Source organism: Streptomyces sp. NPDC018026, from assembly GCF_044327745.1.
Taxonomy (GTDB): domain Bacteria; phylum Actinomycetota; class Actinomycetes; order Streptomycetales; family Streptomycetaceae; genus Streptomyces; species Streptomyces rubrogriseus.
The window spans coordinates 198,134-212,620 of sequence record NZ_JBIRFY010000008.1 but is presented as its reverse complement, the minus strand read 5'-3'; the positions used below and the strand labels follow the sequence as shown (position 1 = coordinate 212,620).

Below are 14,487 nucleotides of genomic sequence, written 5' to 3'. Positions count from 1 at the left end.
ATAAATGCATGACGACCGCAGACGATGTCCTCGCCGGTGTCGGGCCGCGGCTGCGCCAGGTGCGCAAGGAGCGGGAGGTGACCCTGGCCGCACTGTCCGAGGCGACCGGCATCTCGGTCAGCACCCTGTCGCGGCTGGAGTCGGGCCTGCGCAAACCGAGCCTCGAACTGCTGCTGCCGATCGCCCAGGCCCATCAGGTGCCGCTGGACGAACTGGTCGGCGCGCCACCGGTCGGGGATCCCCGGGTGCGCGCCAAGCCCATCGTGCGCCACGGCCGCACCCACTGGCCGCTCACCCGCCAGGCGGGCGGCCTCCAGGCGTTCAAGGTGCTGGAGCCCCAGCGCCGGGAGGAGCCGGACCCGCGCACCCACGAGGGGTACGAGTGGCTGTACGTCCTCTCGGGACGGCTGCGGCTCGTGCTCGGCGAGCACGACGTGGTGCTGTCGGCGGGGGAGGCGGCGGAGTTCGACACCCGGGTGCCGCACTGGTTCGGGTCGACGGGCGAGGGACCGGCCGAGTTCCTCAGCCTCTTCGGCCCGCAGGGCGAGCGGATGCACGTACGGGCCCGGCCCGCGCAGGCGTGACCCGGCACCCCGCACCCTGTTCCCTGATCGGCAAGCGACCGCTTAGTATGCGGTTGACCCGGTCGGACGACGCAGTCGGTGGAGGCCCCGCATGCAGGCATGGCAGGTGCACGAGAACGGCGAGCCGGGCGAGGTGATGCGCCTCGCGGACGTGGCGCCGCCGACGCCCGGCGAGGGCCAGGTCCTGCTGAGGGTCCGCGCCGCGAACATCAACTTCCCGGACGCCCTGCTGTGCCGGGGGCAGTACCAGATCCGGCCGCCGCTGCCGTTCACACCGGGCGTGGAGATCTGCGGCGAGACCGAGGACGGGCGACGCGTCATCGCCAACCCCGCGCTGCCGCACGGCGGCTTCGCCGAGTACGCCCTCGCCGACGCCCGCGCCCTGCTGCCCGCGCCGGACTCCCTGGACGACGCGGAGGCGGCCGCCCTGCACATCGGCTACCAGACCGGCTGGTTCGGCCTGCACCGCCGGGCCCGGCTGGAAGCCGGCGAGACCCTGCTCGTCCACGCCGCCGCGGGCGGCGTCGGCAGCGCCGCCGTGCAGCTCGGCAAGGCGGCCGGTGCCACCGTCGTCGGCGTCGTCGGCGGCCCGGAGAAGGCGGCCGTCGCCCGCGAACTGGGCTGCGACGTGGTCGTCGACCGGCACGCCGAGGACGTCGTCGCGGCCGTGAAGGAGGCCACCGGCGGCCGGGGCGCCGACGTGATCTACGACCCCGTGGGCGGCCAGGCCTACGCCCAGTCCGCCAAGGTCGTCGCCTTCGAGGGCCGGATCGTCGTCGTCGGCTTCGCGAGCGGCACGATCCCCAGCCCGGCGCTGAACCACGCGCTGGTGAAGAACTACACCATCCTCGGCCTGCACTGGGGCCTGTACAACACCAAGAACCCGAAGCTGGTCCGGCACTGCCACGAGCAGCTCACCGAACTGGCCGCACAGGGCGCCGTCAAGCCGCTGGTGAGCGAGCGGGTCCCGCTCGGCGGGGCGGCGGACGCCGTGCAGCGCGTCGCCGACGGCAGCACGACCGGCCGGGTGACCGTCGTACCGGAGAAGCTGGAGAAGGGAGCCGCCGCATGACCGACGCAGCGGAACTGCGCCGCCGTACCCAGGAGTTGCTGGCCGCCCACCCGCCGGAGACCACCGGACGCCTGGACTTCCTGCGCGCCCGCTTCGACGCGGGACTCGCCTGGGTGCACTACCCCGAGGGCCTCGGCGGCCTCGGCGCCCCGCGCGCCCTCCAGGCCGTCGTGGACGCCGAGCTGGCCGCGGAAGGCGCCCCCGACAACGACCCCCGGCGCATCGGCATCGGCCTCGGCATGGCCGCCCCGACCATCCTCCAGTACGGCACCGAGGAGCAGCAGCGCCGACTGCTGCGCCCGCTGTGGACCGGCGAGGAGGTCTGGTGCCAGCTCTTCAGCGAGCCGGGCGCCGGGTCCGACCTGGCCGCCCTCGGCACGCGCGCGGTGCGGAACGGCGAGGACTGGGTGGTCAACGGGCAGAAGGTGTGGACCTCCAGCGCGCACCTCGCCCGCTGGGCCATCCTCATCGCCCGCACCGACCCGGCCGTGCCCAAGCACCGGGGCGTCACGTACTTCGTGTGCGACATGACCGACCCCGGCGTCGAGGTGCGGCCGCTGCGCCAGATCACCGGCGAGGCCGAGTTCAACGAGGTGTTCCTCACCGACGTCCGCATCCCCGACTCCCGCCGCCTCGGCGAGGTCGGCGACGGCTGGCGGGTCGCGCAGACCACGCTGAACAACGAACGCGTCGCCATCGGCGGCACGCCGATCCCCCGCGAGGGCGGCATGATCGGCAAGCTCGCCGGGACCTGGCGGGAACGCCCCGAACTGCGCACCCACGACCTGCACCAGCGGCTGCTCGGCCTGTGGGTCGAGGCCGAGGTCGCCCGCCTCACCGGCGTACGCCTGCGCCAGCAACTGGCGGCCGGCCAGCCCGGACCCGAGGGCGCCGGCATGAAGCTGAACTTCGCCCGGCTGAACCAGGAGATCAGCGGCCTGGAGGTGGAACTCCTCGGCGAGGAGGGCCTGCTCTACGACGACTGGACCATGCGCCGCCCCGAACTGGTCGACTTCACCGGCCGCGACGCCGGGTACCGCTACCTGCGGTCCAAGGGCAACAGCATCGAGGGCGGGACCAGCGAGGTGCTGCTGAACATCGTCGCCGAGCGCGTCCTCTGCCTGCCCGCCGAGCCGCGCACCGACAAGGACGTCGCATGGAAGGACCTCGCCCGATGAGCGCACAGCCGCAACCCGCCCTGCTCCTCTCGGAGGAGGAAGAGGCGCTGCGCGCCGCCGTCCGGGACCTGCTCACCGACCACTGCGACCCGGCGGGCGTCATCACCCGCACCGAATCGGACGCCCGCCACGACGTGTCGCTGTGGAAGGCCCTCGCCGACTCGATGGGCCTCGCGGGCCTGCTGATCCCGGAGGAACTGGGCGGACAGGGCGCCACCCACCGCGAAGCCGCCGTGGTCCTGGAGGAACTGGGCCGCGCGGTCGCACCGGTGCCGTACCTGACGAGCGCCGTCGTCGCCACCGAGGCGCTGCTGGCCTGCGGCGCGGACGACCTGCTCGGCGAGCTGGCGTCCGCCACCACCGTCGCCGTGCTCGCCGTCGGGCTGCACGTCGCACCGGGCGGCGCCGCCCCGCGAGTACGGCTCGAAGGGGGCGCGCTGCACGGGGAGCTGACCGGCATCGCCGACGCGTCCGTCGCCGACGTGCTGCTCGTGCCCGCGGACGACGGGGGCCTGTACGCGGTCGGCGCCGCCGAGGCCACGGTCACCGAGCAGGTGTCGCTCGACTCCACCCGGCCGCTGGCGCGCGTGACCCTCGACGGCGCCCCGGGGCGTCGCCTCGGTGACGCGGAACCGGCCGTGCGCCGTGCCCTGCGGACCGGTGCCGGGCTGCTCACCTCCGAACAGCTGGGCCTCGCCGACTGGTTGCTGACCGAGACGGTCCGCTACCTCAAGGAACGCAAGCAGTTCAACCGTCAGGTCGGCGGCTTCCAGGCGCTCAAGCACCGGCTGGCCGGGCTGTGGCTGGAGGTGGCGGGCCTGCGTGCCGCGGCCCGGAACGCGGCCGACGCCCTGGCGACCGGCGCGGACACCGACGTGGCCGTGGCCGTGGCCCAGGCGTACGCGGCCCAGGTCGCCGTGCACGCCGCCGAGGAGGCGCTGCAACTGCACGGCGGCATCGGCATGACGTGGGAACACCCGGTCCACCTGTACCTCAAGCGGGCCAAGGCCGACTCGATCGCCTACGGAGCGGCGGGCGCCCACCGCGCGGCGCTGGCCGAACTGGTCGACCTGCGGGCTCCCTGACGCACCCGCCCGCGCGCGGGTGCGGCCGGTGGGGGAAACCCGCGCGGGCGAGGCGAACGACCGAAGTGAACGACCGGCGGCGGTCCGGCCAACTCACCGCACGGCTCTGCTCCCTGGGGCCGTCGGGACCCCATACTCACAGGCGTCCCGTACGGCACTTCCAGGGAGGCAGAGCATGGCCCTCACCACCCGACGCAGAGCCCTCACCACTCTCGGCGCCGCCCTCGCGGGCGCGGTCGCCCTGCCCGCCGGCTCGGCGCTGGCGTCCCAGGGCGGGCACGGACCGCGCCCGCTGTGGCGTGCGCACGCCCACAACGACTACGAGCACCCCCGGCCCCTCCTCGACGCCCTCGACCACCGCTTCGGCAGCGTCGAGGCCGACATCTACCTGGTCGGCGGCCAACTCCTGGTCGCCCACGACCCCGAGGACCTCGACCCGTCCCGCACCCTGGAGTCGCTCTACCTGGACCCGCTCGCCGCCCGCGTCCGCGCGCACCACGGCCGGGTCTACCGACGGGACCGCGGCTCCCTGCAACTCCTGATCGACATCAAGACCGAGGGCGAGGCGACCTACCTCGAACTCGACCGCCGACTGCGCCGCTACAAGCACCTGTTCACCTCCTACGCCCACGGGCGGGTCTTCCCGGGCGCGGTCACGGCGGTCGTCTCCGGCGACCGGGCGGCCCGTGCGCCCATGGAGGCTCAGCGCAGCCGCCGTGCCTTCTACGACGGCCGCCTCACCGACCTCGGCACCTCCGCCCCGGCCTCGTTCGTCCCGCTGATCAGCGACAACTGGACGCTCAACTTCACCTGGCAGGGCGTCGGCACCTTCCCGGCGGCCGAGCGGCGCAGACTGCGGGACATCGTGGGCGCGGCACACGCGCGCGGGCAGCGGGTGCGTTTCTGGGCCACGCCCGATGCGGCGGGGCCGGCGCGGGACGCCGTGTGGGCCGAACTGCTCGCCGCCGGTGTCGACCACCTCAACACCGACGACCTAGGGGGCCTCGAAGCGTTCCTCGACGCCCACCGCGCCGCGTAGGGCGACGCCGGGACACCACTCGTTCGGAGGACAGGTCAGCCGCCCGGACGAACCCTCCGCTACGCCACACTTACGGCCGAACGCCGCGAAGTGGACGTGGCGGAGGAGGTTGACGATGGCCGTTTCCATCTCTGTGGTGCTCTTGCTGTCCATCCTGGCGGTGCTCTTCCTGCGCAACGGCGGGCTGAAGGTCTCGCACGCCCTGGTGTGTCTGCTGCTCGGCTTCTACCTGGCGAGCACGAGCATCGCCCCGACCATCAACAGCGGACTGACCGCGACCGCGGACATCGTGGGCAGCCTCAGACCGTAGGGCGGCGGGGTTCGACCGCCGCGTCGGGCTGCGCCGTCGCGGCGGGGGACGGGGGCTCCGGCCGGCCGGGCAGCAGCAGGCACAGCGGGACGGCGAGAGCGGTGAGGGCCACCGACCACCAGAAGGCCCGGTCGAAGGCGCCGGCCAGGGCGCTCGGGCCGTGGGCGCCGAGCGAGGCGTGCTGCAGGACGACGGCGAGCACGGCGATGCCCACGGAGCCGCCGATCTGCTGGGCGACGCGGGTGATGACACCCGCGTCCGGGATCTCCTGGTGCCGCAGCCCGACGTAGGCGGCGCCCATCGGCGCGATCATGGCGGCGCCGAGCGCGATGCCGCGGACGAACAGCGCGGCCATGAGCACGGTCGCGCCGGTGTCGGCCGTGACGAAGGCGAACGGCACCGTGGCCACGGCGACGAGGGCGAAGGCGGTGACGGCGACCCGGCGGGGCCCGACGCGGTCCAGGTATCCGCCCGCCAGGCCGCGTGCGAGCAGCGCCCCCACACCCTGCGGGATGAGCGCTAGCCCGGCGCCGAGGGCGTCCTCGCCGCGGACCTGCTGGAAGTACAGGGGCAGCAGCATCATCGGCCCGTACAGGGCGATGCCGCCCAGGAAGAGCAGGGTGGCGGACGAGGCCACCGCGCGATGGCGGAACAGCCGCAGATCGACCAGGGCGCCGCGGGGTCGGGCCAGGGACCGGGCCGTGAACCCGCCGACGAGGGCGAGTCCGCCGAGCAGCGGCACGAGGACCGCGGCGCCGGCGAATCCGGCACTGCCCTCGACCCGGGACAGGCCGTAGACCAGGGCGGTGACGCCCGGGCAGAGCAGGAGCAGACCGACGACGTCCAGGCGGACGCGGGGGCGGCCGGGCTCCGGCCGGTCGTCGGGGAGGTTCCGCAGGGCCAGCCACCCGCCGACGACGCAGAACGGGATGTTGACGAGGAACATCCAGCGCCAGTCGGCCAGATGCAGGATGAGGCCGCCCAGGACCGGGCCGAGGATCGGGCCCAGCGCGGTGGGCACCGTGATGATCGCCATGACCTTGCCCGGGTGACGGCCCTTGGCCGCCTGCATGAGCAGCGTGGCCATGAGCGGCATCATGATGCCGCCCGCCAGGCCCTGGACGACACGGAAGACGATCAGACTCGTGGCGTTCCACGCCAGCGCGCTCAGGACCGAGCCGATCAGGAACCCGCCCAGCGCTCCGGTCCACAGCCGTCGGCCGCCGAAGCGCGCCTGGGCCCACACGGCGAGCGGGATGGTGACGAACACCGCCAGCAGGTAGCCGGTGCTCACCCACTGGACGGTGGCCAGCGGGGCGTCGAACGCCTTCGCCAGGTCGTCCAGCGCGACGCTGACGACGGTGGTGTCGAAGACGACGGCGAGCGCGCCCACGACGAGGGTGGCCCCGGTGCGCCGGACGGCCGGGTCGACGCGACCGGGGGGTGCCGCCGAGGGCGCGGCCCCATGGGGGATGCTCACGAACCCCCACCTCCTTAAGATAGAGCGTCCTTTCTTACTCTCGGCAGGGTAGGGCGATAGGATAAGAAAGGCAATCCTTTCTCGCTTGACGGAGGCGTGGATGGCGCAGCGGCGCCGCGGAGCGGCACTGGAGAAGGCACTCCTGGACGCGGCCTGGGACGAACTCGCCGAGCGCGGCTACGCCCGGTTCACCATGGACGGCGTCGTCAGGCGCGCGGGCACCAGCCCGCCGGTGCTGTACCGGCGCTGGGCGCACCGCGACGAGCTGGCCCGGGCAGCCGTCGCCCATGTCCTGGAGGAAGCCCGCGTCGACACCCCCGACACGGGAAGCCTGCGGGGGGACGTCCTCGCCCTCATGCGGGAGATCGGCACCGCCAACGCCCAGCTCGTCATCCTCATGTACGCGCACCTGGCCGGCTACTGCCAGGAGACCGGCACCAACCCCGGGGAGCTGCTCGACTCGGCGCGCGGGAAGTCCGCGGACGCGCTCGCCGAGGTCTACGACCGGGCCGTCGCCCGCGGCGAGGCCAGGCCGGAACGGCTCACCGGGCGCGTCCGGTCCCTCCCCTTCGACCTGCTGCGCCAGGAGATCCTCGCGACCCTCGCACCGGTCTCCGAGGACGTCGTCGAGGAGATCGTCGACACGATCTTCCTGCCCCTGGTGCGCTGACGGCCGAACGGGGAGGGGGTCCGGCTAGGGGGTGTCGTTTGGATCAGGCCGGCTCCGAGCGACGGCGCCTTGTGGCCCGCGACCCCGGCAAGATCCAAACGACACCCCCTAGGCGTCCACGAGCCGGGAGCGGGTGAGGAAGCGCACCCCCTCGGGCGCCTCCAGCGAGAAGCCGCTGCCCCGGCCCGGGACCACGTCGACGATCAGCCGGGTGTGGCGCCACGCCTCGTACTGGCTGCGCGACATCCAGAACTCCACCGGCTCCTCGACGCCGTCGACGGACAGTTCGCCGAGCAGGATGTCCGAGGCGCCGGTGCGGAACTCACCGGCCGGATAGCACATGGGCGCGCTGCCGTCGCAGCAACCGCCGGACTGGTGGAACATCAGCGGGCCGTGCGCCTGGCGGAGCCTCCGCAGCAGTGCGGACGCCTCGGCGGTCAGCTCGACGCGCGGGGTCTCCTCGTATGTGTCGCCCATACCGCACATGCCAGCACGGGGCACGTTGCGAGTGCGTTGCGCGGCGTCCGTGGCGGCCGGTCGCCTCCTCGGCGAGACACCTCTTTTGACATACCTATCCGGCCATATCTATTGTCTGGGGGTGACCGCCTCCAGCTCCCCGCGCCGGGACATCGACCGCATGGCCTCCGGGCTCGCGGCGTGCCTTCCCGTCCTGCACCGGGCGCTGGACCGGCAGGTCACCGCCCGGTACCCGCACCCCAAGCCCCCCGAGGGGCAGCTCGCCCTGCTGCGATACGTCGCGCAGCACGAAGGCGTCACGGTGCGCGAGGCCGCCGAGGCCCTGCTGATGAAGCCGAACAACGTCAGTGCCCTGGTCTCCCAGCTCGTCGAGCAGGGTGACCTGGAGCGCCGGCGGGACAGCGCCGACAAGCGGGTCGCCCACCTCCACCTCACGGCCACGGCCCGTGAGCGGGTGTCCGAGGTGCGGGAACTGGAGACCGCGTTCATCCGCCACGCCCTGACCTCCCTCACCGAGGGCCAGCAGGGCGCGCTCGGCTCCGCCCTGGACGCACTCGACGCGTTGACGCGGCACCTCCACCCCGGCGTCCGCTGACCCGTGCGCCCGCCCTCGCGGCGCGCCATTCCCTTCCCCGCACCACCCCTGAATCCGGAAGCGAAGCTCCTCCATGCCCTCCACGTCCGTGGATCACCCCGCCATGCCCGCGGCCGGGGCCGCCCCCACTCCGGGGGTCTCCGGCCGCCTGCGGTCCAACCCGTGGCTGACCCTCCTCGCCGTCGCCTTCGGCCTGTTCATGGTCCAGCTCGACGGTTCCGTCGTCGCCATCGCCAACCCCGAGATCGGCAGCGACCTGCACGCGTCCACCGCCCAGCTCCAGTGGGTGACCAACTCCTACCTGCTCGCCCTCGCCGCCACCCTCATCCTGGGCGGCAAGCTTGGTGACCGCTTCGGCCGCCGCACCTACTACCTGGTGGGCGTCGCCGGCTTCACCCTCGCCTCGGTCGCCATCGGTCTGGCCGGTTCGATCGAGGGCGTCGTCGCCTTCCGCGCGCTCCAAGGCGCCTTCGGCGGACTGCTGATGCCCAACACCCTCGGGCTGCTCCGCTCCGTGTTCCCGCCCAGGAAGTTCGGCATGGCCGTCGGCATCTGGGCCATGGTCTCCGCCGTCGCCACGGCCCTCGGGCCCATCGTCGGCGGTCTCCTCGTGGAGCACGTCGACTGGGAGTCCGTCTTCTACGTCAACGCCCCCATCGGCGTCGCCGCCATCGCCTTCGGCGCCCTCGTCCTCCCGGAGAGCCGCAACGCCGCGGGCCGCGAGCGCTTCGACATACCCGGGCTCGTCCTGCTCGCCCTCGGCCTGCTGGCCGTCGTCTTCGGCGTCGTCAAGGGCGAGACCTGGGGCTGGACCTCCGCCGGCACTCTCGGTGCCGTAGCCGCCGGTCTCCTGCTCCTGCTCGTGTTCGGCCGGTACGAGACCCGGGTGGAGCACCCGCTGCTGCCGATGCGCCTGTTCCGCAGCCGCGCGCTGACCATCGGCGCGATCGTCACCGCGCTGAACTTCTTCGTGATGCTCGGCGTGATCTTCTTCGTCATGCTCTACCTGCAGAACGTGCGCGGCTTCACGCCGGTCGAGGCGGGCGTGCGCTCGCTCCCGCTCAGCCTCGCCTCACTGGTCGCCTCGCCGCTGGGCGCGGCCCTGACCCAGCGCTTCGGGCCCCGGCTGACCATGCCGCTGGGCATGCTGCTCCAGGCCGCCTCCTGCTTCGGCATGCTCACCTGGCAGACCGACTCCGCCTACGCCACGATGTGGCCGCCGTTCATCGCGCTCGGCCTCGGCGTCGGCATGGTGATGGCCGCCTCCTCCGACGCCATCGTGGGCAACGCCCCCGTCCGGGACGGCGGGGTGGCGGGAGGTCTCCAGGCGACGACCCTGCAGATCGGCGGCGCGCTCGGCACGTCCGTGCTGGTCTCCCTGATCAGCGCCAAGGTGGGCGCCACCCTCACCGGTGAGCTGACCGGCGCGGGCGTGCCTCCCGCCATGGCCCACGGTCTCCAGGAGGCCCGGGACGCCGTGGCCATGGGCGTGGCGCCCGTCTCCGGCGAGATGCCGCCTGGGCTGCGGGCCGCCGTGGTGGAGGGCAGCGGGCAGGCGTTCATGAACGGCGTGCACGTGGCCGTGGTCGTCACCGGCGTCCTCTGCGTGCTCGGTGCCGCCCTGGCGGCGGCCGGACTCAGGCCTCCCCGGCCGCGGCACGCGGAAGCACCGTGACCCGGTGGAAGTTGCACCCCGGGGGCGCCGACAGCGCCGACAGGGCCGTCGGTCCCGGTGGCCCCGGTGGCCCCGGGGCGAGGTCGGCCGGGGGCCGGGACTGATGGGCCTTCAGGGCGATGCTCACCAGGCTCAACAGCAGATCCACGTCCGCGTCGCAGTCCAGGTGCACGGTCACCCAACGGGAGCCGGGCACCAGACGGATGGCGGTGGAGGCGCCCAGGTCGTACTGGAAGCGCTGGATGGCCCGGTGGGTGAGGTGGAGGTCCACATCCCGGTCCGAGTGGAAGTGGACGATCTCGTCGCGGACGGAGCACAGTGCCCGTCCGGTTCCGCAACTGGCCTGACCCGCCGAGAGGTCGGGCCAGGCTTGCAGCCGCTCGAAGGCGCGCTGGGCCGGAGTCATGGCCCTATCGTCGCCCGCTTACCGCTTCGCAACCAGAGGTTGAGCGATTTGTAACCGGCACGTGAGGTCGGCGGGGAGCGCTGCGCCCCCGCCGACCGGGTGCCGACGCGTGCCCCGACGCCATTCCCGGCGTGCGCCGGGCGTGCGACGGGGCGAGCGACGGGGTGTGCGTCAGGATGCCACGCAGCCGATCGAGTCGACCGGGAAGTCATTGCCCGTCGACGTGGCGGTGAAGCCGAAGGTCACGCTCCCGTCCGGTGGTACGACGCGGTTGTGGTCCACGTTCCGGACCGTGACCGTACCGTCGGTGCCGCTGGTCAGCGAACCGTTCCACACCCCGCCGAGCGTGGTCCCGTTGCCCGGCTGCCACTGCACGGCCCAGCCGTCCAGCGGCTCGGTGCCGTGGTTCATCACCTCGACCGAACCCTGGAAGCCGCCGCTCCAGGAGTTCTCCACCGAGTACACGGCCATGCAGGAGCCGGTGTGCGTCGGCGGAGTGGTCGGGTCCGTCGGGGTGGGGGTCGGTGTCGGATCCGGGTCCGGGGTGCTGCCGGAACCGCGGATGCCGGTGACTTCTCCGTTGCCGCCGTCGAAGACGACGTCCGAGCAGGAGAAGAAGTTCTCCTGGCTGTCCGAACGCACCCACTGCATGAAGATCAGCGCGTCGCCCGAGCGGCCCGAGGGCAGCGCGAGGTCCCAGTAGTAGTGGCCCCCGTCGGTGCCCGGCGAGCCCTGCTGGGGCGGGTCGGTCACCGTCTGGATCAGCTCCAGGTCGTCCCAGCCCAGCTCGGACGTGGGCGACCAGCCCGGCTTGGTGAGGTACACCCGGAAGTCACCGGGGTGGGCCGCCCAGTTGCTGTACTCCACCGGGATCGTCGCACCCGACGTCAGGTGCGTGCGGGGCCAGTCCGAGCGGGCGGCGTTGTAGGCGGAGAAGTCGTACGGGGAACGGTCGCCGGCGCTGCACAGGGTGCCGTCCGGCACGTAACCGGCGCCGCGGCCGCCGGCGTTGGAGTCGAGCACGGCGAACCAGTTGTACAGGGCCGTCGCCCCGCTCTGGTCGAGGGCGGCCTGGCAGGCGGGGTTCGTCGGGTCGAGGGCGCCGGTGCCGGTCTTGGCGTCCAACTGGCACAGGTAGGTGCGGGAGCCGGGCGTCATCGCCACGCCGTGCGCCTCGGCCCGCCCCTGCCCGAGCAGAAGGGTCACGCCGAGCGAGCCGAGCAGGGTGGCCAGTACCGCCGCGAGGGTGAGGAGTCTGGTGCGTCGAACCATAGGGGTCTCCTGGTTCCGGTCCGTGAGTGGGCTGACAAGCTTCTGACGGAGCGTCCGAATGAGCTCCCGAGTGAGCGTTTGAGGGAGCGTTTGAGTGATCAGCTCATGACAAGATCAGGACGGTGTTCCATGGAACCCCCGCCCGTCCGGGGTGGGCGCTTCGACCGGACGGGCGGGGAGGCGGGGCCGTTACGCCGTGGTGCAGGCGGTGTCGTTCAGGCGGAAGCCGGCCGGCTCGGCGAACGCGCCGCCGTAGGTGCCCTGGAAGCCGAACGACAGGCTGCCGCCCGGTGCGATCCGGGCGTTGTGGCTCGCGCCGGTCGCCGTGACGGCACCCGAGGACGGTGCCACGGACGCGTTCCAGGCGTTGGTGATCCGCTGGCCGGAGGGCAGGGTGAAGGCCAGTTGCCAGCCGTCGACGGGAGCCGTACCGGTGTTGGTGACGGTGACGTCCGCGGTGAAGCCGTCCTGCCAGACGTTCGTGCCGTACGACACCGCACACGCCGACGAGTCACCCGGTTCGCCGGGATCGGGGTCCGGGTTGGTGCCGCCGGTCTCGACGGTGGAGGAGAAGGAGTTGACGGCCAGTCCGGCGCCGTTCTGCCAGGGCTCGAACCCGGCCTGAACGCTCGTCAGGTACCAGTCGTCCTCGGCGAGTCCGCGCGCGACGGTCGCCCGGACGAAGTCCATGACGTCGAAGCTCCAGCCGGTGACCGCCGACGGTGCCACGAACGACAGCACGTCGTTCGTGCCGTTGCCGCCGCTCCACACCTCCCAGGTCCGGCCGCCGACGGAGGCCGTGCCCACCGGGGAGCCGATGGGCTGGATCGGACCCACCCTGTTGAACCAGATCATGATCTCGGTCTGATTGACCCCGTCGGTGCGGGCCGTCGGGTCCAGCCATATGTCGTACGAGGCGTTGTAGACGGCGTCGTCGACGAAACCGTACGAGATGCTGGACGGCGCCTCGGAGACGGTGTCGAGCCGGGCGGGGAGGTCGGTGCCCGGTGAACAGGTCGTGTAGTGGCAGCCGTTGAAGACCGACGGGTACGACTTCGGTGCCCCGTTGGTCGGTGCCGAGCCGTCGGCCTGCGCGACCCGGAAGCCGGTGTCGGTGGCGGTGACGCACTGGGTGGCGGTGGAGCCCCAGCGGTTGTTCTGGACGACGTACCTGCCCTGGATCGTGGTCGTCCCGAAGGGTTCGCACATCGTGGTGTCCGCCTGGGCGGGCGCGGCGGCGGTCAGGAGTGACGCGACGAGGGCGAAGATCGCGAAGGCCGCGCCCAGGGCGGCCAAGAGGCCGCGAGGGGCGCGGGCCTGGGGCCGTAACGTTCGCATGGGGGCCTCTCCGGGAGGGTGCGGGGGGAAGGAGGGGCCGGTGCGGGAGCGCTCCCAACTCCCCACTGATGGGAGCGCTCCCACTTACCGGTTGATGGGACTGTAGGAGCGGTTCATGTTCCTGACAAGACTGTGCGCAGCAGAGTTGTCGAACGAATCTCGAAGCCGCAGGTGGGGAGGGGTCCCGTTCCGGGAGCGCTCCCGGCGGCCAGGTCGCTCAGGTCGCTCAGGCCGCCCGGATCGCTCAGGCGGAGTCCCGGAGCACCAGTTCCGTACGGAGGATGACGTGCCGCCAGGCGACCGGGGCGTCCTCCATCTCCTCCAGCAGCAGCCGCACCATCGTGCGGCCGATCTCCTCCAGCGGCTGCCGGACGGTCGTCAGCGGCGGGTCCGTGGGCCGGGCCGGGTGGAAGTCGTCGAAGCCGATCACGGCGACGTCCTGCGGCACCCGCCGGCCCGCGGCGCGCAGCGCGCCGAGCGCCCCGGCGGCCAGCGTGTCCGAGGCGGCGAAGACCGCGTCCAGGTCCGGGTGCCGGGCGAGCAGGTCGGTCATCGCCCGGTGCCCGCTCTCCTCCGTGAAGTCGCTCCCCTCGACGACCAGCGACGCCCCCGCCGCCACGCCCGCCGGTTCCAGCGCCTCCCGGTAGCCGCGCAGCCGGCACTGGGCGACGTACATGTCGAGCGGTCCGCTGATGGCCACGATCGTGCGCCGGCCGGCGTCCAGCAGATACGTCACCGCGCCGCGCGCACCGCCCGCGTTGTCCGCGTCGACGTAGGTGACGCACTCCTCGCCGGAACGCCGGCCCAGCATCACGGTGGGCAGCCCCGCGTCGGCGAGCATGTCGGGCAGCGGATCCTTCGCGTGCACGGACATGAGCAGCACCCCGTCGACCCGGCCGCCGCGCGCGTACTCCACGAAACGCCGCCGCTCGGTGTCCGTGCGGACCAGGGTCAGCAACAACTGCAACGGGGTGTCGGTGAGGGCGTCGCCGACGGCGTGGACGATCTCCGTGAAGAACGGCTCCCCGAACAGCCGCCAGTCCGGCTCCGTCATCACCAGCGCGACGGCGTCCGCACGGTGGCCCGCCAGGGAACGGGCCGCGAGATTCGGTACGTACCCCAGCTCGGCGATGGCCCGCTGCACGGCGCGGCGCGTCGAGTCGCGCACGCCGGCCGCGTTGTTGACGACCCTTGAGACGGTGCCTCGCCCCACGCCTGCACGGGCGGCCACCTCCTCCAGCGTCGGCGTACCGGGACGCTGCCTGCCCATGTCCGCCCGCCTTCCCCCACGAGATCGTCCGATACT

General features: G+C 72.8%; 15 protein-coding genes. 9 read left to right on the top strand and 6 right to left on the bottom strand.

Annotation, left to right across the window (positions count from 1 at the left end):
* Nucleotides 1-8 precede the first annotated feature (8 nt).
* From ACH4D3_RS25075 to ACH4D3_RS25050, 6 genes are all read left to right on the top strand, one after another.
* Nucleotides 9-584 carry a helix-turn-helix domain-containing protein gene (locus tag ACH4D3_RS25075; protein WP_398325874.1) on the top strand — a complete coding sequence of 192 codons (576 nt, stop codon included), beginning with the start codon at nt 9-11 and terminating at the stop codon, nt 582-584.
* A 91-nt stretch (nt 585-675) separates the two neighbouring features.
* Nucleotides 676-1,656 carry an NADPH:quinone oxidoreductase family protein gene (locus tag ACH4D3_RS25070; protein WP_398325871.1) on the top strand — a complete coding sequence of 327 codons (981 nt, stop codon included), beginning with the start codon at nt 676-678 and terminating at the stop codon, nt 1,654-1,656.
* Nucleotides 1,653-2,834 carry an acyl-CoA dehydrogenase family protein gene (locus tag ACH4D3_RS25065; protein ID WP_398325868.1) on the top strand — a complete coding sequence of 394 codons (1,182 nt, stop codon included), beginning with the start codon at nt 1,653-1,655 and terminating at the stop codon, nt 2,832-2,834. The genes ACH4D3_RS25070 and ACH4D3_RS25065 overlap by 4 nt, the downstream gene beginning before the upstream one ends.
* On the top strand, nt 2,831-3,919 hold the full coding sequence (locus tag ACH4D3_RS25060; RefSeq protein ID WP_398325865.1) for an acyl-CoA dehydrogenase family protein: 1,089 nt from the start codon (nt 2,831-2,833) through the stop codon (nt 3,917-3,919). Before ACH4D3_RS25065 ends, ACH4D3_RS25060 begins: the two co-directional genes overlap by 4 nt.
* Nucleotides 3,920-4,094: 175 nt before the next feature.
* Nucleotides 4,095-4,958: a phosphatidylinositol-specific phospholipase C/glycerophosphodiester phosphodiesterase family protein gene (locus tag ACH4D3_RS25055; RefSeq protein ID WP_398325862.1), complete on the top strand. Its 864-nt coding sequence runs from the start codon at nt 4,095-4,097 to the stop codon at nt 4,956-4,958.
* A gap of 115 nt (nt 4,959-5,073) precedes the next feature.
* On the top strand, nt 5,074-5,268 hold the full coding sequence (locus ACH4D3_RS25050; RefSeq protein WP_003977636.1) for a hypothetical protein: 195 nt from the start codon (nt 5,074-5,076) through the stop codon (nt 5,266-5,268).
* Here ACH4D3_RS25050 and ACH4D3_RS25045 read toward each other — a convergent pair.
* Nucleotides 5,258-6,748, bottom strand: a complete 1,491-nt coding sequence (locus ACH4D3_RS25045) for an MDR family MFS transporter (protein WP_398325859.1) — start codon at nt 6,746-6,748, stop codon at nt 5,258-5,260. The genes ACH4D3_RS25050 and ACH4D3_RS25045 overlap by 11 nt on opposite strands.
* A 100-nt stretch (nt 6,749-6,848) precedes the next feature.
* Here ACH4D3_RS25045 and ACH4D3_RS25040 point away from each other — a divergent pair, with 100 nt between their 5' ends.
* A complete protein-coding gene (locus tag ACH4D3_RS25040; RefSeq protein ID WP_398325856.1) occupies nt 6,849-7,418 on the top strand; it encodes a TetR/AcrR family transcriptional regulator in 570 nt (189 codons plus the stop codon).
* Between the two features lie 108 nt (nt 7,419-7,526).
* On the opposite strand, the gene ACH4D3_RS25035 is transcribed toward ACH4D3_RS25040, so the two are convergent.
* The gene (locus ACH4D3_RS25035) at nt 7,527-7,895 is read right to left on the bottom strand and encodes a DUF779 domain-containing protein (protein WP_398325853.1); all 369 of its coding nucleotides are present in this window, start codon (nt 7,893-7,895) and stop codon (nt 7,527-7,529) included.
* A gap of 121 nt (nt 7,896-8,016) precedes the next feature.
* Between ACH4D3_RS25035 and ACH4D3_RS25030 the strand changes: the two genes are divergently transcribed.
* Entirely contained in the window at nt 8,017-8,490 is a 474-nt protein-coding gene (locus ACH4D3_RS25030) for a MarR family winged helix-turn-helix transcriptional regulator (protein ID WP_398325850.1), read from the top strand.
* A 73-nt stretch (nt 8,491-8,563) separates the two neighbouring features.
* Entirely contained in the window at nt 8,564-10,165 is a 1,602-nt protein-coding gene (locus ACH4D3_RS25025) for an MFS transporter (RefSeq protein ID WP_398325847.1), read from the top strand.
* Here the strand turns inward: ACH4D3_RS25025 and ACH4D3_RS25020 are convergent.
* From ACH4D3_RS25020 to ACH4D3_RS25005, 4 genes are all read right to left on the bottom strand, one after another.
* A complete protein-coding gene (locus ACH4D3_RS25020; protein ID WP_398325844.1) occupies nt 10,128-10,571 on the bottom strand; it encodes a luciferase family protein in 444 nt (147 codons plus the stop codon). The genes ACH4D3_RS25025 and ACH4D3_RS25020 overlap by 38 nt on opposite strands.
* Before the next feature lie 171 nt (nt 10,572-10,742).
* Complete coding sequence (locus ACH4D3_RS25015) at nt 10,743-11,843, bottom strand: lytic polysaccharide monooxygenase (RefSeq protein WP_398325841.1); 1,101 nt, start codon at nt 11,841-11,843, stop codon at nt 10,743-10,745.
* A 189-nt stretch (nt 11,844-12,032) separates the two neighbouring features.
* A complete protein-coding gene (locus tag ACH4D3_RS25010) occupies nt 12,033-13,181 on the bottom strand; it encodes a cellulose binding domain-containing protein (RefSeq protein WP_398325838.1) in 1,149 nt (382 codons plus the stop codon).
* 244 nt (nt 13,182-13,425) lie between these two features.
* The gene (locus ACH4D3_RS25005) at nt 13,426-14,451 is read right to left on the bottom strand and encodes a LacI family DNA-binding transcriptional regulator (RefSeq protein ID WP_398325835.1); all 1,026 of its coding nucleotides are present in this window, start codon (nt 14,449-14,451) and stop codon (nt 13,426-13,428) included.
* Nucleotides 14,452-14,487: the final 36 nt, after the last annotated feature.

Bases quoted from the DNA above. Each gene is read 5' to 3' on its own strand.
- ACH4D3_RS25060 (WP_398325865.1), top strand. From the start codon at position 2,831: ATGAGCGCACAGCCGCAACCCGCCCTGCTCCTCTCGGAGGAGGAAGAG.
- ACH4D3_RS25055 (WP_398325862.1), top strand. From the start codon at position 4,095: ATGGCCCTCACCACCCGACGCAGAGCCCTCACCACTCTCGGCGCCGCC.
- ACH4D3_RS25075 (WP_398325874.1), top strand. From the start codon at position 9: ATGACGACCGCAGACGATGTCCTCGCCGGTGTCGGGCCGCGGCTGCGC.
- ACH4D3_RS25070 (WP_398325871.1), top strand. From the start codon at position 676: ATGCAGGCATGGCAGGTGCACGAGAACGGCGAGCCGGGCGAGGTGATG.
- ACH4D3_RS25065 (WP_398325868.1), top strand. From the start codon at position 1,653: ATGACCGACGCAGCGGAACTGCGCCGCCGTACCCAGGAGTTGCTGGCC.
- ACH4D3_RS25015 (WP_398325841.1), bottom strand. From the start codon at position 11,843: ATGGTTCGACGCACCAGACTCCTCACCCTCGCGGCGGTACTGGCCACC.
- ACH4D3_RS25010 (WP_398325838.1), bottom strand. From the start codon at position 13,181: ATGCGAACGTTACGGCCCCAGGCCCGCGCCCCTCGCGGCCTCTTGGCC.
- ACH4D3_RS25025 (WP_398325847.1), top strand. From the start codon at position 8,564: ATGCCCTCCACGTCCGTGGATCACCCCGCCATGCCCGCGGCCGGGGCC.
- ACH4D3_RS25005 (WP_398325835.1), bottom strand. From the start codon at position 14,451: ATGGGCAGGCAGCGTCCCGGTACGCCGACGCTGGAGGAGGTGGCCGCC.
- ACH4D3_RS25020 (WP_398325844.1), bottom strand. From the start codon at position 10,571: ATGACTCCGGCCCAGCGCGCCTTCGAGCGGCTGCAAGCCTGGCCCGAC.
- ACH4D3_RS25040 (WP_398325856.1), top strand. From the start codon at position 6,849: ATGGCGCAGCGGCGCCGCGGAGCGGCACTGGAGAAGGCACTCCTGGAC.
- ACH4D3_RS25035 (WP_398325853.1), bottom strand. From the start codon at position 7,895: ATGGGCGACACATACGAGGAGACCCCGCGCGTCGAGCTGACCGCCGAG.
- ACH4D3_RS25050 (WP_003977636.1), top strand. From the start codon at position 5,074: ATGGCCGTTTCCATCTCTGTGGTGCTCTTGCTGTCCATCCTGGCGGTG.